Annotated in this window: 16 protein-coding genes and 5 tRNA genes; 17 read left to right on the top strand and 4 right to left on the bottom strand. The window is 48.9% G+C overall.

Features of this window, described 5'->3' with window-relative positions:
- Window positions 1-155: 155 nt before the first annotated feature.
- From C2M34_RS12885 to purF, 7 genes are all read left to right on the top strand, one after another.
- A complete protein-coding gene (locus C2M34_RS12885) occupies window positions 156-2,396 on the top strand; it encodes a FimV/HubP family polar landmark protein (protein WP_105259015.1) in 2,241 nt (746 codons plus the stop codon).
- Window positions 2,397-2,497: 101 nt separating this feature from the next.
- Window positions 2,498-3,286 (top strand): tRNA pseudouridine(38-40) synthase TruA, encoded by a 789-nt coding sequence (truA, locus tag C2M34_RS12890; protein WP_105259016.1) that lies wholly within the window; start codon window positions 2,498-2,500, stop codon window positions 3,284-3,286.
- 187 nt (window positions 3,287-3,473) lie between these two features.
- Window positions 3,474-4,349, top strand: coding sequence for an acetyl-CoA carboxylase, carboxyltransferase subunit beta (gene accD / locus C2M34_RS12895; protein ID WP_105199116.1), 876 nt, complete (start codon window positions 3,474-3,476; stop codon window positions 4,347-4,349).
- A gap of 27 nt (window positions 4,350-4,376) precedes the next feature.
- The gene (gene folC / locus C2M34_RS12900) at window positions 4,377-5,636 is read left to right on the top strand and encodes a bifunctional tetrahydrofolate synthase/dihydrofolate synthase (RefSeq protein ID WP_105199117.1); all 1,260 of its coding nucleotides are present in this window, start codon (window positions 4,377-4,379) and stop codon (window positions 5,634-5,636) included.
- A gap of 11 nt (window positions 5,637-5,647) precedes the next feature.
- Complete coding sequence (locus tag C2M34_RS12905; RefSeq protein WP_105259017.1) at window positions 5,648-6,316, top strand: SPOR domain-containing protein; 669 nt, start codon at window positions 5,648-5,650, stop codon at window positions 6,314-6,316.
- Between the two features lie 60 nt (window positions 6,317-6,376).
- Window positions 6,377-6,871: a CvpA family protein gene (locus C2M34_RS12910; protein ID WP_105199246.1), complete on the top strand. Its 495-nt coding sequence runs from the start codon at window positions 6,377-6,379 to the stop codon at window positions 6,869-6,871.
- A 17-nt stretch (window positions 6,872-6,888) separates the two neighbouring features.
- Window positions 6,889-8,403, top strand: a complete 1,515-nt coding sequence (gene purF, locus C2M34_RS12915) for an amidophosphoribosyltransferase (protein WP_105199119.1) — start codon at window positions 6,889-6,891, stop codon at window positions 8,401-8,403.
- A 74-nt stretch (window positions 8,404-8,477) separates the two neighbouring features.
- Here purF and C2M34_RS12920 read toward each other — a convergent pair whose 3' ends face one another.
- Window positions 8,478-9,077, bottom strand: coding sequence for a Yip1 family protein (locus C2M34_RS12920; RefSeq protein ID WP_105199120.1), 600 nt, complete (start codon window positions 9,075-9,077; stop codon window positions 8,478-8,480).
- 153 nt (window positions 9,078-9,230) lie between these two features.
- Here C2M34_RS12920 and miaE point away from each other — a divergent pair, with 153 nt between their 5' ends.
- Window positions 9,231-10,001, top strand: coding sequence for a tRNA isopentenyl-2-thiomethyl-A-37 hydroxylase MiaE (gene miaE, locus C2M34_RS12925; RefSeq protein WP_105259018.1), 771 nt, complete (start codon window positions 9,231-9,233; stop codon window positions 9,999-10,001).
- A gap of 95 nt (window positions 10,002-10,096) precedes the next feature.
- Here the strand turns inward: miaE and C2M34_RS12930 are convergent, their stop codons facing one another.
- Together C2M34_RS12930 and C2M34_RS12935 are read right to left on the bottom strand one after the other, a co-directional pair.
- On the bottom strand, window positions 10,097-10,834 hold the full coding sequence (locus tag C2M34_RS12930; RefSeq protein ID WP_105259019.1) for a UDP-2,3-diacylglucosamine diphosphatase: 738 nt from the start codon (window positions 10,832-10,834) through the stop codon (window positions 10,097-10,099).
- 48 nt (window positions 10,835-10,882) lie between these two features.
- Window positions 10,883-11,374, bottom strand: a complete 492-nt coding sequence (locus C2M34_RS12935; protein WP_105199123.1) for a peptidylprolyl isomerase — start codon at window positions 11,372-11,374, stop codon at window positions 10,883-10,885.
- A 187-nt stretch (window positions 11,375-11,561) separates the two neighbouring features.
- Between C2M34_RS12935 and cysS the strand changes: the two genes are divergently transcribed.
- Together cysS and C2M34_RS12945 are read left to right on the top strand one after the other, a co-directional pair.
- Window positions 11,562-12,941 (top strand): cysteine--tRNA ligase, encoded by a 1,380-nt coding sequence (gene cysS, locus C2M34_RS12940; protein ID WP_105199124.1) that lies wholly within the window; start codon window positions 11,562-11,564, stop codon window positions 12,939-12,941.
- Window positions 12,942-13,073: 132 nt separating this feature from the next.
- Entirely contained in the window at window positions 13,074-13,970 is an 897-nt protein-coding gene (locus tag C2M34_RS12945; protein ID WP_105259020.1) for a DMT family transporter, read from the top strand.
- Between the two features lie 31 nt (window positions 13,971-14,001).
- Here C2M34_RS12945 and folD read toward each other — a convergent pair whose 3' ends face one another.
- Window positions 14,002-14,856, bottom strand: a complete 855-nt coding sequence (folD, locus tag C2M34_RS12950) for a bifunctional methylenetetrahydrofolate dehydrogenase/methenyltetrahydrofolate cyclohydrolase FolD (protein ID WP_105199126.1) — start codon at window positions 14,854-14,856, stop codon at window positions 14,002-14,004.
- Window positions 14,857-15,218: 362 nt separating this feature from the next.
- Between folD and C2M34_RS12955 the strand changes: the two genes are divergently transcribed.
- The 7 genes from C2M34_RS12955 (at window position 15,219) to clpP (ending at window position 18,272) form a co-directional block, all read left to right on the top strand.
- Window positions 15,219-15,295: transfer RNA gene (locus tag C2M34_RS12955), tRNA-Pro, on the top strand.
- A 53-nt stretch (window positions 15,296-15,348) separates the two neighbouring features.
- Window positions 15,349-15,425, top strand: a tRNA-Arg gene (locus C2M34_RS12960).
- 8 nt (window positions 15,426-15,433) lie between these two features.
- Window positions 15,434-15,509, top strand: a tRNA-His gene (locus C2M34_RS12965).
- 21 nt (window positions 15,510-15,530) lie between these two features.
- Window positions 15,531-15,607 (top strand) — tRNA-Pro (locus tag C2M34_RS12970).
- A gap of 52 nt (window positions 15,608-15,659) precedes the next feature.
- Window positions 15,660-15,736 (top strand) — tRNA-Pro (locus C2M34_RS12975).
- Between the two features lie 512 nt (window positions 15,737-16,248).
- Window positions 16,249-17,553 (top strand): trigger factor, encoded by a 1,305-nt coding sequence (tig, locus tag C2M34_RS12980; RefSeq protein WP_105259021.1) that lies wholly within the window; start codon window positions 16,249-16,251, stop codon window positions 17,551-17,553.
- A gap of 104 nt (window positions 17,554-17,657) precedes the next feature.
- Window positions 17,658-18,272: an ATP-dependent Clp endopeptidase proteolytic subunit ClpP gene (gene clpP, locus C2M34_RS12985; RefSeq protein WP_105199128.1), complete on the top strand. Its 615-nt coding sequence runs from the start codon at window positions 17,658-17,660 to the stop codon at window positions 18,270-18,272.
- Window positions 18,273-18,341: the final 69 nt, after the last annotated feature.

Genomic DNA, 18,341 nt, shown 5'->3' on the forward strand with positions numbered 1-18,341 from the left:
CGCCAATATCTGGTTTATAGTTTGCAAGTGGAATAATACTTGCTGTTACTTGCCATAAATTGCAATAAAGCACAAAAATAACAACGAATCGTCAAAAAATGCTCGTTTGCCCACAGCCCCGCAAATAAAGCACTTAACGTTAGTAAAGGAAAAGCATGCGCTCTCTAGTTACCCTGTTTTTTTTACTCCTGGCCTTAAGCCATGCTGGTGCCAGTGCGCAAAGCACCGAGAACCGTGACCCGGAAGGGGCTGATAATAGCGAGCAAATTCGTGCTATCGGGCCGATTAAACCGAGCGATACCCTGTGGCGTATTGCCGCCAGGGTGCGCCCGGACAATTCGGTGACCATGTATCAGGTGATGGTGGCACTGTATGAAAAGAATCCAAACTCCTTCCTGGATAACAATCTTAACCATATGCGTGACGGCGCTTACTTACAGATACCGTCGATGCGGGAAATTCGCACCATAGATCCGCTTTTGGCCAAGGCCAAATCGGAGCAAGACGATAAGTTGTGGGCCAAGATCAGAACTGCGGGTACAACCGCAAGTGTTAAAACCGGTAGGGTGCGTCAACAGCAGGCAGCACAAGCAAAACGTGAATTGGAATTAGAGATTGAGCGACTCAAGCAAGAGCAAAATGAGCGCTTAGTCGAGTTACAACAGCAGCTTAGCGCTTCGGTAAGCAATGCCGAGTCGATCCTCGCCGACAATGAGCGTCTACGTGCGCAATTGCAGAAAATTACCGATCAGCTTATTCAGGTTCAGGCCCTGCTTGATGAAAAAGATGCCGAGCTGCAACAACAGCTGCAGCAGTTTATGGCCGAGCGTAAGGCCATGGCGCGACAACAGCAAATTCAACAGGAGCAAAACGCCAACTGGTTTAATGCGTTGCCCGGCTGGTTGACTTGGTTGCTGATGATGACGTTGCCGGTTTTAGCCATTGTGGCGCTGGTGGTGGTGTTTTTGAAAAAGCGAAGCAAGGAAGAAGCGCCTAGCCCGGTGGCAGCAGAACCATTGACCGCCGAGACTCAAGCAGTTGCCGCGGCTCAGCCCTTAAACGAGCCGAATGAAGTGGATTTTGCCGCTAATTCCAAGGAAGAGAACGTCGAGGAAAAGAACGCCAAGGCAGAAATCAGCCAAGAAGAAGCAGTATTCCAGCAGAGCTCTGATTTACCGAGCATTGATGCCGATACCTATGTCGAGACCGATAAACCGGTGTCACTAAGTGACAATCTGGACGCGCTGAGCGATGCAGAAATTAATGACTTATTTGTCACTAAGGTGCCGGCGAACGAAGAGCTAGATAAGGATGAGGTTCAGGGCGAAGACAAGGAGCTTTCAGCCGAGCTGTCGGCCGAGCTTTCAGCTGAACTTTTACCGGAAGATTTACCCGAGCATGCGGCAAGGGTAGAAGACGAGTTTTTACCTGAGGATTTATCCCAGCCTTTGACAGATCTTGCTCCTGAGCCTTCAGCTGAGCTCTTGCCAGAAGAGGTTGCCGATGAATTCGAAATTGATCAGCCGCTAGCTGGTGTACAGGGTGAAGATGATGAACATTCAGGCGCTTCATCCGCCGAGCTTTCAGCTAAACTTTCAGCTGAACTTTTACCGGAAGATTTACCCGAGCATGCGGCAAAGGCAGACGACGAGTTTTTACCTGAGGATTTAGCGGAGCCTTCTCCTGAGCCTTCCGCCGAGATCTTAGTGGAAGAAGTTGCCGATGAGTTCGATATCGATGCTCTGTTGGCGGCGGACTACGACGAAGACTCGGCCCTTGACGATGAGCAAATGGATGAAGCGTTTCTTGAGGATATCAGTGACACGGATTTCGATGCCATGCTTAACGAATTGGCAGAGTCACCGACTCAGTCAAGGGAGCAGCTGCCGGAACGGGACGATATTCCTGGTGATGTAGACTTGCAGGCATTGATGCAAGATGCGGATGATGATCTCGCCGATCTTGAACCCATCAATGATGGCCTTGTTGATGCGTTTAGCCAAGCCTCTGATGAAGCTGCAAGTGATGGTCAAAGTGAAGACGAAACCGAGCTGGCGGCCGCACCACAAAAAATAGAAGCGGGCAGCGCAGGTCAGTATGTGGAAATCGATGATCTGCTGGCGCAAAGCGATGACGCCGAACTCGTTGAGGAGCCTTATAAAGACGCCAATATGGATGTGGGCCTGGGCGAGTTTGATGATTTGCTCGAAGATACTGCGAAAACAGATGTCGATACCGAGGACGGCGGTTATAGCGCTAAACTGGATTTGGCCCGTGCCTATCTGGAAATCGATGATCTTGACTCGGCACTGGAGGCGCTGCAAGAGGTGCTTGATAATGGCCCGCAAACCCTGCAGCAAGAAGCACTGGCACTGAAAGAGCGGCTTCAAAGATAAGCGCCTTGGCGTGATTGCTAACCCCTAATAAGCAGCCGGATTAGCTATTTAGGGCCAGAGCAGATAAAATGCCGAAAATTTTGCAATCGAAAAGAGTGTCAATGCGCGTCGCGTTAGGAATTGAGTATAACGGTGCTCGCTACAGTGGTTGGCAGCGCCAGTCCCATGTCAGCAGTATTCAGCAAGAAATTGAAACGGCCTTATCGCGAATTTGCGATCATCCGGTTGAGATCACCTGTGCCGGGCGCACCGATGCCGGTGTCCATGCCACGGGCCAGGTTATACACTTTGATACCCACGCCAAACGCGATATGGGCGCCTTTACCCTAGGCATGAATTCGCAGCTGCCAGACGACATTGCCGTGCGCTATGCCATGCAGGCTGACGATGAATTTCATGCCCGCTTTAGTGCCACCGCCCGTCGTTATCGTTATGTGATTTACAATCATCCTTATCGCCCGGGAATTTTACGCTCCGGTGTGACCCATTATCACCAGCCCCTTGATGCCGAGCGTATGCATGCGGCTTGTCATTATATGCTGGGTGAGCAAGACTTTACCTCCTTTAGGGCGGTGCACTGCCAGTCCAATACGCCGTTTCGCAATATTCATCACCTTAATGTGGAACGGGTGGGGGACTATATAGTCGTAGATATCAAGGCCAATGCCTTTTTGCACCATATGGTACGTAATATCACCGGCTGTTTAATGGACATAGGCGTAGGCGCACAGGAGCCGGATTGGATGCAACATTTGTTGCAGCTTAAAGACCGCACCCAGGCCAGCGCCACCGCCAAGCCTAATGGTTTATACTTGGTGGATGTTGATTATCCCGAGAAGTGGCAAATACCTTCTACCCCTTTGGGGCCGCTGTTTCTGCCCAATAATTAGGGAAAAATAGCGTCACTTTTTGATGTATTTAGTTCATACAAAAGTTTGACTGGTCGCCGTAATAGACTACGCCGACCAGTTTTTTATATCTAAGCAACTAAATTCATGTTTTAATTGTGCTAATTTATCGGCTAATTTTGGGGTGGTACATCCGCCTCGCTACTAACAAGCATTAAGAGAGTTGCAAATGAGCTGGTTAGAAAAGATCTTACCAAAAACAACCAAGTCTTCGGGCAAAAAAGAGATCCCTGAGGGCGTTTGGGCTAAATGTACTTCGTGTGATGCCATCCTTTATAAGGCTGAGCTGGAAAAGGCAATGAACGTGTGTCCTAAGTGTGATCACCATATGCGTATCACTGCACGTAAGCGTCTGGAGCTATTTTTAGACGACGCCGGTCGCACCGAGTTGGGCGCTCAGCATGAGCCTAAAGACGTCTTGAAATTTAAAGACTCGAAAAAGTATTCAGATCGTATCAACGCTGCACAAAAGAGCAGTGGTGAGAAAGATGCTCTGGTTGCCATGAAGGGCCAGCTAAAGGGTATTCCTGTTGCCGCAGTATCGTTTGAATTTGCCTACATGGGTGGTTCAATGGGCTCGGTAGTGGGCGCGCGTTTCGTTGAAGCCGTGAATGTGTGTTTAGAGCACAACATGCCACTGGTGTGCTTCTCTGCGTCGGGCGGTGCTCGTATGCAAGAAGCGCTTATGTCACTGATGCAGATGGCGAAAACCAGTGCAGCACTGGCGAAAATGAGTGAAAAAGGCCTGCCGTTTATCTCGGTACTGACAGACCCAACCATGGGTGGTGTATCGGCGTCATTGGCCATGCTAGGTGACGTTAACGTGGCTGAGCCAAAGGCACTTATCGGTTTCGCCGGTCCGCGCGTAATCGAGCAAACTGTGCGTGAAACCCTGCCGGATGGTTTCCAACGCAGTGAGTTCTTACTTGAGCACGGTGCCATCGACATGATCGTTGACCGCCGCGAAATGCGTGACACCTTAGCGCGTCTGCTGGCCAAGCTAATGAACTTGCCTTCTACCGAACAAGAGCATAGAGTAGCGTAAATTTCTCGGCAATCTAGAAACTTACCTATGTCAGATTCGAAACCGAGCCAATCGTCTAGCCTAGATGATTGGCTTTGTTATTTAGAGCAGATCCATCCTGCCAACATTGAAATGGGCCTTGAGCGCGTTCAGCGCGTGGCAGAGCAAATCGGCCTGCTCGATACCCGCAGCAAAATCATTCTTATCGCCGGCACCAACGGCAAGGGCACCACGGCCCAATGTTTAGAAGCGCTGTTATTAGCCCAGGGCTATAGCGTCGGTACCTATGCCTCGCCTCACCTTATTCGTTACAACGAGCGGGTGCGCATCAATGGCGCCGAGCTTGACGATCAAATTCATGTGGATGCCTTTAACGCGCTTGAACAAGGGCGAGGGGACACCGCACTGACTTATTTTGAGTTCGGCACCTTAGGGGCGCTGCACATCTTTAAGCGTATGGATGTGGATTATGTGCTGATGGAAGTAGGCCTAGGCGGGCGTTATGATGCCACCAATATAGTCACTCCCGTTGCCAGCGTGATCACCACGGTAGACCTGGATCATAAAGAATACCTGGGCGATACCCGCGAATTGGTAGGCTATGACAAGGCCGGTATTTTCCGCACCGGTGTGCCTGCTATTGTGGGCGATTTGGATATACCCCATACTGTGGTTGATTACGGCAAGGAAATTGGCGCCGATCTATGCCTATCCCGTCGCGATTTTCATTTTAGTGAAGATGAAGTCACCTTTAGCTGGCAAATGGATGATTATGATCTGTGCTTTGCCCAACCTGCTATTCCGGCGCAAAATGCCGCCACGGCGCTGAGCGTACTTTATAAACTCAACCTATTACCGGATATTACGGTGATCGCCGATTGCCTTAAGGCCCTTAAGGTCACCGGGCGTTTTCAGACCCTGAGCGAGCAGCCTCGAGTAGTCACGGATGTGGCTCATAATCGCGAGTCTGCACGTTTTCTCGCCAAGCGTTTACAATCCTTTAAGCAACAAGGGGTTAGTATTTATGCTATCGTTGGTATGTTGGCCGACAAAGAGCACGCCGATGTTATTGAAGCGATGAAGGATGCGGTCGATTATTGGCATGTGGCTACCTTGGATAACCCCAGGGGCACACAGGCTGAGCAGTTGGCCAAAACGATAGGCAAGCAGGTCAGTGTAGCCGGCGCCCATAATTGTGTTGGCGATGCCATTGAGGCGGTTTTACCGCAACTTTGCGAGCAAAGCCTTTTGATTATTTTCGGATCGTTTTACACTGTAGCAGAAGCAATCACATTTTTTGAGAGTTAGGGGCTGTAAGAGTGAACTCAGGGTTTGTTAACCGTTTGATCGGAACCACTATTGTAGTTGTTGCCGCTATTGTTTTTATTCCTAATATTTTGGATGGCGATAAGGTGCGGTACAAGGAAGGTTTTAAAGCCATACCCGAGCGCCCTGAGTTCAAGTCTATCGACTTACAGCAGGCCTTGTCTGACAAGGCCGATATGGCTCCTTTACCTAAAGATGAAAAAATCGAAGAATTAGCCTCCGACGATGAAAAGCTCGCTTCTGGCTCAGCTGAGGATTTAGTTGATGGTTTAGCCGGTGATTCCGTCGATAAAACTGCCGGCACACCAGCGCCACAGCCAAAGGCGCAGCAACCCAGCACAGAAAGCACCACGGTGGCGGTTTCCACACTGACCAAGGATGAGCCCTTGGAGCGCCCCAAACAAAGTGGCTTAACGCAAATGGCCTATGTAGTGCAATTGGGTGCCTTTTCCCGCAAAGGCAGTGTCGATGCGCTGATGGCCAAGCTTAAGAGCAATGGTTTCAAGGTCTTTACCCGCGAGGTTAAAACCGCTAACGGCACCCTGACCAAGGTGTTGGTGGGGCCGGAATTAAGTAAGGAAAAGCTTGAGCAACAACTGCCCAAGTTACAAAAGCTGACCAATTTACAAGGTCGTATTACCCAGTTCCAAGTAACAAAATGATCTGGTATTTAACGTCCCGCTCCGCTAGAATGCGCCCCAAACTAACGACTAGTGGTTATTATGATCTGGGTTGATTACGCCATTGCCGGCATTATTGCACTGTCTACCATTATTGGCTTAGTGCGAGGCTTTATTAAAGAGTCTATGTCGCTGGCCGTTTGGGCCGCTGCGTTTTTTGTATCCAGTATCTTTTACCCCTATTTAGCTTCCTACCTAACCAATATTTCAGAACCCCTTTTAAGAAATGCCGCAGCGATAGCCATACTGTTTTTCTCTACGCTGTTGTTGGGTGGATTGTTAAATTACATCTTAGGCGAGTTGGTGCAGCGCACCGGTTTGTCGGGTACCGATCGCGTGTTTGGAATCGTGTTTGGTGCCTTGCGTGGCGTGTTGGTCGTCAGCGCTATTCTATTCTTTCTCGATGCCTTTACCGGAGCCCCGAATACAAACTGGTGGAGCGCATCTCGACTTATCCCTGAATTTGGCTTTGTGATCGAGTGGTTTTTTGACTACCTCGAGAACAACTCAAGCTTTTTAAATTCAGCTAACCGTTAATCGGCGAGGAAATTTTAATGTGTGGTATCGTTGGTATAGTCGGAACATCGCCTGTTAATCAGGCTTTGTATGATGGCTTAACTGTTTTGCAACACCGCGGTCAGGATGCGGCGGGTATTATTACGATTGAAGATAATACCTTCAGTCTGCGTAAGGCCAATGGCTTAGTAAAAGATGTGTTCCATACAAGACACATGAAGCGCCTGCAGGGCAATATCGGCCTAGGTCATGTGCGTTACCCAACCGCGGGTACCTCAAGCTCGGCGGAAGCGCAGCCTTTCTACGTGAACTCGCCATTCGGTATTGCCATGGCCCATAACGGTAACCTGACTAACGCCGAGCAGCTAAAAGAGCAGCTGTTCAACGAGGCGCGTCGTCATGTAAATACCACCTCGGACTCCGAAATCCTGCTAAACGTGCTTGCCCATGAGCTGAGCAAGTGCGACAAGCTGAAATTAGCCGCAGAAGATATCTTTGCCGCTATTTCAGAGGTGAACTCTAAGGTTATCGGTGGTTATGCCACTATCGCCATGATCATCGGCCACGGCATGGTTGCGTTTCGTGACCCGCACGGTATTCGTCCGCTTATCTTTGGTAAGCGCGAAACTGAAAAGGGCACAGAGTACATGTTCTCATCAGAGAGCGTGGCACTGGACACAGACGGTTTTGAAGTTATCCGTGACGTAGCTCCGGGTGAAGCCATTTATGTAACCGAAGACGGTCAGTTGTACTCACAACTGTGCGCCGATAAGTCGGTTTACAACCCATGTCTTTTTGAATTTGTTTACTTTGCCCGTCCTGACTCAACTATCGATAATATGTCGGTATACGCCACACGCGTAAACATGGGTACCAAGCTGGGCGAGAAGATCAAACGAGAATGGTCTGATAAGGACATTGACGTGGTGATCCCAATTCCAGAGACTTCATGTGATATCGCTTTGGAAATCGCTTCAGTACTTGAACTGCCTTACCGTCAGGGCTTTGTGAAGAACCGTTATATCGGCCGTACCTTCATCATGCCGGGTCAGGAACTGCGTAAAAAGTCAGTACGTCGTAAGCTCAATGCCATTGCCCGTGAATTTAAAGGCAAAAACGTATTGTTGGTTGATGATTCAATCGTGCGCGGCACCACTTCAGCCCAGATCGTTGAAATGGCCCGTGAAGCCGGCGCTAAGAATGTATACTTTGCCTCAGCGGCACCGGAAGTACGCTTCCCGAACGTCTATGGTATCGATATGCCATCGGCTGCCGAACTGATCGCCCATGGTCGTGAAGTAGAAGACATCAATGCCAGCATTGGTGCAGATGGTCTTATCTATCAATCACTGGAAGACCTGGTTGCCGCAGTCTCCCAGGAAAACCCGGAAATCACCCGTTTTGAAACCTCGGTTTTCGATGGTTACTATGTGACCGGTGATATCGACCAGGATTACCTAAATCGTATCGACGAGCTACGTAATGACTCGGCCAAGTCTGGTCGTGAAAAGGCGATGTCGGCAAACTTGGAAATTCATAACCAAGACGATTAAGCGAATAGACAATAAAAAAGGAGCCTTTGGCTCCTTTTTTATTGCTTAAAATTATTGCTAGCGGCTGAAGGCGGCTAGCTAAAGACAGGTGAGACTATGCCGTTGGTCCATAAAATAGCGGTCGCCGCGAGGATAATCACCAAGAGCACCAAGCCACAGGTCACCACAGAGCTGGCATAGATAAAACCGCGTTCGTGAGGAATATGCATCAAGATTGGCACGCCGGTGTAGAGTAGATAGACCGAATAGCTGAGCGCCACCAAACCAACGCAGACAATAAACCACAAGGTCGGATAGAAGGCTGCAAAGGCCGCCATAAATACCGGCGTTGAGGTATAGGCCGCAAGCTCAAGTGTTTGCGTAAAGGTCGGCTCGGCACCGAAGGTTTTTGCCATCCAATGAGCCAAATAGGCCAGCGCAAATACGCCGACAATCAAGGCCACATACATGGCGCCACCAATAAGCAGTGCGCTGTCGTGAGTCAGATAGACGGGATCGCCGGTGCCGACGCTCCAACCTAAATGAACGGCTGAATAATAACCCATGATACTGGGGATCAGGGCGATAAGTAGAATATGCGATAAGCTGTAAAGTAGACTTTCGTGGCGGTTGTCGATGGTTTGCCACTCTTCAACCGGATGGGCGTACAAGCCCCAAAGATGATTTAGAATCATATAGTTACCCCTTAAATAAACTGGTTTTTGGCTGTATTATTTTTCACCAGCACTCATTTATGTATCGTCCAGAGCTTGAGGTTTGTCAAGAAAGTCCCCCCGCGCGATGAATATGGTAAAATAGCGCCAATTACCAAGATATTGATTGAAGTTATGCTGGCCAAGTACCAAGAATTATTAGCACCTATTCATTCTTTTTTGCGCTGTGAAACACCGCAATCCTGGGTTGAAGAAGCGAAAAAGCCGGAAAATCTGCGCATTATTCTGACCGATCACCTGATCTGTGAACTTAAAGCCGCGCAGAGCGCCATGTATCTTATTCGCCGTTATGCGGTGGACGAGCAAAGTGGTGAGGCCTTGTTGCAGTGGCTTAAGCCTTATGAAGACTTTACCTATCGCCAGGTCGGCGATTGGCGTGCTCTTGCCGATCACAATAGACTCAACAAATCCATGATCCCCAAATCCAGCGTACCTTATGGCCAGGAACTCATAGATAAAATGGTGCTTTTGATAAAAGAAGAGTTGCACCACTTTTATCAGGTGCTGGAGATCATGCAGGAATGCGGTATCGACTACGATAAAATCACCTCCAGCCGTTATGCTAAGGGGTTGTTGCGCCATGTACGCACCTATGAGCCCCAGGCTTTGATCGACAAGCTGATCTGTGGTGCCTATATTGAAGCGCGCTCATGTGAGCGTTTTGCCATGTTGGCGCCCCATGTGGATGCGCGTCTGGGTGAGTTTTATGTCTCCCTGCTGCGCTCGGAAGCGCGTCATTATCAGGATTATTTGACCCTGGCTTCGGCTCTCGCCGGTGAGGATATTTCCGAGCGCATCGCGTTTTTTGGTGAGGTGGAAGCGGAGTTAATTGCTTCGCCGGATAAGGATTTTAAGTTTCACAGTGGCGCCCCCGTTGCCGCTTAGCGGTTAACTAAAAAGTGGCCAACTTAAAACGCCTAACTAAAACAAAAAAGCCCACGCGCTAATTGTGCCTGGGCTTATCTTTTTTCCGGTGTGAGCTATTTAAAGTAAAGGCGCTCGCGCTCATGGCCATGGCACAGGGTCAGGCCGCTAGCATCGGCCACTATGTAGGAGCTGTGCTGATACCAATCACCCAGTACCACCCGGGTTTTACCGCCATGATCATGAATAGCGGGGCGGTGGGTATGACCGTGGATCATCAGTTCCACCTGATGTGCGGTAAAGGTGTCTAGTACCGCACCAGGCTCTACATCTAAAATCTCGGCGTGTTTGTTTTTCTGGCTCATTTTACTCTTAATGCGCGCATTGCGAGCAACGCGGCGGCGATACCAAAGTGGCATGGCCAGCATTAATCTCGGCCACCACCAACCGCGAGACTTGCGGCGAAACTTTTGATATTCGATATCCTGCGTGCACATTTCATCGCCATGGAGCAGCACCACTTGTGTGCCGTAGAGGTTGATTACGCTTTGCTCGGGCAGTAAAGTCATGCCCGCCTGGGCTGCGTATTTCTTGCCGATCAGAAAGTCACGGTTGCCATGAATAAAGTAGACCTTCACGCCACTATCACTTATCGCTTTTAATCTTGTGGCAATATCATCGCTCAGTGCTTCATTGGCATCATCACCAACCCAGACCTCAAAAAAATCACCGAGAATATAAAGCGCATCCACATCTGCATCTATATGGGTATCTAAAAACTCAAAGAAGGCGGCGGTGATATCTGGCTGAGCGGCGCTCAAATGCAGGTCGGAAATAAACAGCGTACGTTTCATAGGGCCCTTAATAGCAAAAAGCGCGACAGAGCCGCGCTTATTAAAGTATTACTCTACAGTAACCTTAGTGATCACCACATCTTCAAGTGGCACATCCTGGTGGAAGCCAGCAGAGCCAGTGGCTACGCCTTTGATCTTCTCTACTACGTCCATGCCTTCAACAACTTCGGCAAATACACAGTAACCCCAGCCTTGCGACGTTTCGCTGCTGAAGTTCAGGAAGTCGTTGTTGTTCACATTAATAAAGAACTGAGCTGTGGCCGAATGTGGATCCGGCGTACGCGCCATGGCTACCGTGCCCACTTTGTTGCTTAGGCCGTTGTTGGCTTCGTTATCAATTGGGTCTTGCACAGACTTTTGGTCCATACCTGGTGTAAAACCACCACCTTGGATCATAAAGCCATCGATAACACGGTGGAAAATAGTGCCATCGTAAAAGCCTGATTTGGCGTAGTTTAAAAAGTTGGCAACTGTTTTAGGTGCTTCTGCTTCAAATAGCGCCAGCTTGATGGTGCCCATATTGGTTTCTAATACAACCATGATGATTCTCTATGTATTGAGGTGAAAAGATTATTTTATCTCACAGCAGTGAAACACTCAATTGACTAAGGGAGGATAGGGCCATTAAGTCCTTTAATTTGTTGCTTTTGGTCTTTTGTTCGGTGGCGGCTTGCCCAGTGCGGTGGTAAGATAGCGCCATTAATATAACCGATAGGATCCCCTTGTAATGTTGCAGATATACAACACACTTTCACGTCAAAAAGAACACTTTGAGCCCTTGAATGCCAATAAAGTGGACATGTATGTGTGTGGGATCACCATTTACGATTATTGCCACGTTGGCCACGCCCGTACTTATGTGTCGTTCGACGTGATGAACCGTTACCTTCGCTACCTTGGCTATGATGTCACCTATGTGCGCAACATTACCGATGTCGACGATAAGATCATTGCTCGCGCCAATGAAAACAAAGAGCCTATCGACGCTTTAACCAAGCGTATGACGGCTTCCATGCATGAAGACTTTGCTGCCCTAAATATTTTGGCGCCGGATATCGAGCCTACGGTAACGGGTCATATGGATGACATTATCGCCATGATCGAGCGTCTTATTGCCAAAGAGCACGCCTATGTAGCGCAAAGCGGCGACGTGCTATTCGATGTTTCCAGCTTTAATGATTACGGCAAGCTATCACAGCAAGACTTAGAGATGCTTCAGGCCGGTGCGCGTGTTGAAGTTGCCGCAGGCAAAGACGATCCTTTGGACTTCGTGCTATGGAAAAAAGCCAAGGCTGGTGAGCCAAGCTGGTCGTCACCTTGGGGTGAAGGTCGCCCGGGCTGGCATATCGAATGTTCGGCCATGAGCTCTAAGCACCTAGGCGAATACTTTGATATTCACGGTGGTGGTTCGGATCTGCAGTTCCCACACCATGAGAACGAAATTGCCCAGTCGTGCTGTGCTAACAATGGCCGCTATGTGAAAACCTGGATCCACACCGGCATGGTGCAGGTAAATAAAGAAAAGATGTCTAAGTCATTAGGCAACTTCTTTACCGTGCGTGAGGTATTAAAAGCCTACGATCGTGAAACCGTGCGCTACTTCCTGATCAATGGCCATTATCGCAGCCAGTTGAACTACTCGCAGGAAAACCTGGAGCAAGCCCGCGCATCTTTAGAGCGCATCTACACCGCCTTACGTGATGTTGAGCCGGTTGAGATTGAGCTTAAAGGCAACAAGTATGCGGCGCGTTTTGAAGCGGCCATGAATGATGACTTCAATACGCCGGAAGCCTTGCCTGTGTTATTCGAGCTGGCAAAAGAAGTGAACCGCCTTAAGGGTGAAGATGCTCCAGCGGCGGGTCAACATGCTTACCTGCTGGTTAAGCTGGCGGAAGTATTAGGTATTGCTCAGCAAGACCCAGCGGCTTTCCTTCAGGGGGAGCAGGACGACGATGAGGCGGCGCACATCGAAGCGCTGATTGAACAGCGTCGTCTGGCCCGTGAGAACAAAGACTGGGCGGCGGCAGATGAAGCCCGTGATGCGCTTACGGCCTTGGGTGTGGTGCTGGAAGATAGCGCCGGTAAAACCACCTGGCGTAAAGCGTAAACGCAAAGGTATAACGCCTTGTTAAAAACGCCGCGCATTTGTTCGCGGCGTTTTTGTTTGTCGTTTCTGTCTTGACCTCAAGCTAGCTTGAGGTTTTAGCCTGGCTGCCGTTATTATCAATCAGGAATCCGAATGAATATTTTTCTTGCCATGATCCCCGCCTTCTTATGGGGAACCACCTATGCGATCACCAAGTACACCATGCCCGACTGGCCACCCATTTTACTTGGTGCCTTGCGGGCCTTACCGGCTGGGATTGCGCTGTGGCTTCTTAAACCCTCTTTGCCCAGAGTTGGGCAATGGCGCCCCTTGCTGCTATTGGCTACGGTGAATATCGCCCTGTTTTTTGCCTGTATCTTTATGATGGCGGTTAATTTGCCAGCGGCCATTGCCGGGGTTGGCATGGTTTCCGTACCTGTGGTGGCGCTGCTTTATGCTTGGCTGGTGAAAGGGCAGAGGCCCGCCTTAGTGCAATCCATTTGCGCACTGGCTCTGGTCTTTTTAGCCTGGCTCTTGTTCGATCCCAACGAAGTGAGCTTAACCTTGATTGGCATGCTGGCGTTATTTGCCTCCTTGTTGTGCATGGTGGTTGGCAGTGCCCTGGTGCAAAAGTTCTCCATGCATATTCATTGGTGGACGGTACTGACCTGGCAGCTGATCCTCGGCGGCGCTTTGCTTGCAATTGCTGCGCTTATCCAGGCATTTTATATTGAGCCCGAGGCTTATCAGGTGCTGCAAAATCCCATCGAGCGCCAACAATGGCTGACAATTTTGTGGCTGGTGCTGCCCAACACCGCAGTGGCTTATAGCTTATATGTATGGCTGTTGGGACGTATGTCTGTGGTGGAGTTTACCTTTGGCACAATAGCCAATCCCATCGCCGGAATTATTACCGCAGTGCTGTTATTGGCAGAGACGTATCAAGGTTGGCAATATGCCTTGATGATGGCGATGATAGTATTTTCGGTAACGCCGCAAGGGGTGCAATTACTGCGTTCGAGATGGGAAAACAAAAAGGCCAGCATTTAAAGCTGGCCTTTGGCGTGATTAACACTATTACTTAGCTGTGGTAGTTTTCACAGGCTTCCAAGGTGTTTTCAATCAAGCTTGCAACCGTCATCGGGCCCACACCGCCTGGAACCGGAGTAATATAGCTGGCGCGTTGGCTGGCAACATCATAGGCTACATCGCCAACCAGGGTGCCGTCGTCTAAGCGGTTAATACCCACATCGATCACCAAGGCACCTTCTTTGATCCACTCGCCAGGAATAAACTCCGGCTTACCTACAGCCACCACTACTACATCGGCGCGGCGAACATGGGCTTCTAAGTCTTGGGTGAACTTATGACATACGGTTGTAGTACAGCCCGCCAGTAGCAACTCAAGTGACATAGGACGACCAACAATGTTTGACGCGCCTACAACTACTGCGTGCATACCCTTGTAACGAACGCCGGTTGAGTCCAGCAGGGTAATAATACCTTTTGGTGTACAAGGACGTAGTGCCGGCATACGCTGGGCAAGGCGACCGATATTATAAGGGTGGAAGCCATCTACATCTTTATGTGGAGTAATACGCTCTAGTACTTTCTCGGCGTTCAGGCCCTCTGGAAGCGGCAATTGGACTAGGATGCCATCAACCTCAGGATCGGTATTTAGCTGATCAACTAAATCAAGAAGTTGTTGTTCGCTGGTATCGCCTGGCAGATCGTAAGACTTAGAAACAAAGCCTACTTCTTCACATGCCTTACGCTTAGAGCCTACATAAACCTGGCTTGCCGGATCTTGACCTACCAGTACAACCGCCAGGCCTGGTGCGCGCAGACCTTGCTCTTTACGTTCGGCAACACGCGCTGCCACTTGGGCGCGAACTTGCTTTGCAATTGCCTTACCATCAATGATGTTTGCCGTCATGAGTAACCTTCAATTGGGTGAGTGTGCTCTTTAGGGGGCGCTAAAATAGTCACACATAATTAGAACGAAATACTTTTATTTGTCCCTTGCGGTATAAAAAGGGGTTACCGCACCGGACTAGGCCAATATTTTCGCAGAAAAGCGCTGCATAGCCAAGCTGTGACCATAAGGAAAGCACTGTTTTGTGGGCTAAATTGATAAAATATCGAACAAAATCGTCAAAACTTAAACAAAGCGGGTTAAAAATAAGCAAACGCACTGTTGGGGCGAAAAAAATGTTTGACCTCGTCAGGTCAAATCACTATTATGCACCCCGTTGTCAACGAGGGGTCAAGTTTGATTCCTTAGGCAGCGGCAAGTATCGGCGATTAGCGCAGCTTGGTAGCGCACTTGGTTTGGGTCCAAGGGGTCGCAGGTTCAAATCCTGCATCGCCGACCACTTTCAAAATGAAAGTAATACTTGATAGCACACGAAGAAGTATTCGTTGCACCGCGCCCGTAGCTCAGTCGGATAGAGCAACGGCCTTCTAAGCCGTCGGTCGAAGGTTCGAATCCTTCCGGGTGCGCCATTATTGTGGCGGCTGTAGCTCAGTTGGTAGAGCCCTGGATTGTGATTCCGGTTGTCGCGAGTTCAAGTCTCGTCAGTCGCCCCATTTTTCTAAATATACGCATATCGGCGTTTAGCGCAGCTTGGTAGCGCACTTGGTTTGGGTCCAAGGGGTCGCAGGTTCAAATCCTGCAACGCCGACCACCTTTTCTTAAGGTGAAAGCGAAAAAATATTTAGAAAACACAATTTGAGTATCGGCGATTAGCGCAGCTTGGTAGCGCACTTGGTTTGGGTCCAAGGGGTCGCAGGTTCAAATCCTGCATCGCCGACCACTTTCTTAATAAGAAAAAAATGCACTTGGTTTGGGTTTTGTCGCCCATTAGTCGCAGGGTTTTAATCCTGCATCACCGAGCACTCTCTTATTAGAAAGCAAATTAACTGGGTCTAAACACCCAGCAGTCGCAGACATAAACCTAGTCAGCGACCTTATTATCCCTCATTAAAATAATTATTCTTTCTTTTTAGTTTTTCTCCTGCATAGAAACCATCAGCTTATACCTATCTGCTGTCGTTACGACGTGATCAGTATGTAAAATGCGCTAAGCTGGGCGCAAAAGCCGCAGTTCCGCTAATTTCTTGGCCTGCGCTCTCGACTCTTATAAATATTAGGTTATAATGCCGCGTCTATTGTTAAACATAAGTGCCCGTAGGGCAGTGCAGGCATAGGGATCGCCCCCGTCATCACCGCGGCAAAATTGCCATTTTGCGTGATTGGCCATGATAAACGATCGCCGTGTATGTAACTAAGGCGCAAAGCCGCCATATTTGAAGATTGAGGTAAATCATGCAAGTTTCTGTTGAGACGACTCAAGGCCTTGAGCGCCGTCTGACTATCACTGTTCCTTCAGCGAACGTTGAGACCGAAGTTAAAAAACGCTTACAACAACTGTCTAAAACTCAGCGTATCGACGGTTTCCGTCCGGGTAAAGTACCAGTTTCTATCATCCAAAAACGCTTTGGCGCCGCTGTACTTCAAGAAGTAGCTGGCGACCTAATGCAGCGCAACTACATCGATGCCATCATCGCTGAAAAAATCAACCCAGCCGGTGCACCTACTTTCGCTCCTAAAGCGTTAGAAGAAGGTAAAGACCTAGAGTTTGAAGCTACTTTTGAAGTTTACCCAGAAGTTGAGCTTAAAGGCCTAGAGAACATCGAAGTTGAGCAACCAGTTGTTGAAGTTAAAGACGAAGACCTAGCTAACATGCTAGAGACGCTACGTAAGCAACACGCTTCATGGACTGAGTCTGAAGAAGCTGCTGGCGACAATGCACGCGTTACTATCGACTTCGTTGGTACTATCGACGGTGAAGAGTTCGAAGGCGGTAAAGCTGAGAACTTCCCACTTGAGCTTGGCCAAGGTCGTATGATCCCTGGTTTCGAAGACAACATCGTTGGTAAGAAAGCCGGTGAAGAAGTTGTTGCCGATGTAACTTTCCCAGAAGAGTACCACGCTGAAAACCTAAAAGGTAAAGACGCGCAGTTCACTATCACTGTGAAGAAAGTAGAAGTACAAGAGCTTCCTGAACTTAACGAAGAGTTCGCAGCACTATTCGGTATCACCGAAGGTGGCGTTGACGCTCTTAAAGAAGAAGTGAAGAAGAACATGAGCCGTGAGCTTAGCCAAGCTGTTAAAGCTAAGGTAAAAGAGCAGGCTATCGAAGGTCTTCTAGCACAAAACGAAATCGAAGTGCCTAAAGCGCTTATCGCACAAGAAATCGACGCACTTCGTCAGCAAGCTGCACAGCGTTTTGGCGGCAACGCACAAAACATGCCTGAGCTTCCAGCTGAGCTTTTCCAAGAGCGAGCTATCAAGCGCGTTAAAACTGGTCTACTTCTAGGTGAAGTGATCAAGTCTGGCGAAATCAAGCCTGACGACGCTAAAGTTGAAGAGCTAATCAACACTATGGCTTCTGCTTACGAAGATCCAAGTGAAGTAGTTGAGTACTACAAAGCTAATGAGCAACTAATGCAGCAAATGCGCAACGTTGCCATGGAAGAGCAAGCGATTGACGCAATCGTTGAGAAAGCTAAAGTAACTGACGTAGAAACTGCGTTCGACGACATCATGAACCCGCAGGCGGCTCAATAAGTCGTTGACTTAAGTTACAAGCAACGTTTAAATGGCTCGTATGCTTTGCTCGCAAAGCACCGAGCCATTTTAGTTTGTGTCGCTCATTAAGGAATCAAGTAATAATGAACAATGGTATGACAGATCCGATTAACGCATTAGTTCCCATGGTGGTAGAGCAAACCGCTAAGGGTGAACGCTCTTATGACATCTACTCGCGCCTTCTTAAAGAGCGAATCATCTTTTTAACGGGTCCGGTTGAAGACCATATGGCCAATCTGATTGTGGCCCAGTTGCTATTCTTAGAATCAGAAAACCCAGAAAAAGACATTCACCTGTATATCAACTCTCCAGGTGGCTCAGTTACTGCGGGCATGTCTATCTACGACACCATGAATTTTATCAAGCCTGACGTTAGCACCTTGTGTGTAGGTCAAGCAGCCAGCATGGGCGCATTTTTACTTTCAGGTGGTGCCAAGGGTAAACGTCATTGTCTGCCTAACTCACGCGTGATGATCCACCAACCGCTGGGTGGCTTCCAAGGTCAGGCGTCTGATTTTGAAATTCACGCTAAAGAAATCCTGTCTATCAAAGATAAGCTAAATAGATTGATGGCAGAGCACACGGGTCAGCCTTTGGATGTAATCGCCAATGATACCGACCGTGATAACTTTATGAATGCCGATGCAGCGGTTGCATACGGTTTGGTTGACTCTGTTTTCGACCGACGCGCCAAGTAATCTAATTGCCGCGCTTATAACCAATTGGCGGCGCAATGCGCCGCAAAGTTTGGTATATTTGTTTAAGAA

It is taken from the genome of Pseudoalteromonas sp. T1lg88 (assembly GCF_002964765.1).
Lineage (GTDB): Bacteria > Pseudomonadota > Gammaproteobacteria > Enterobacterales > Alteromonadaceae > Pseudoalteromonas.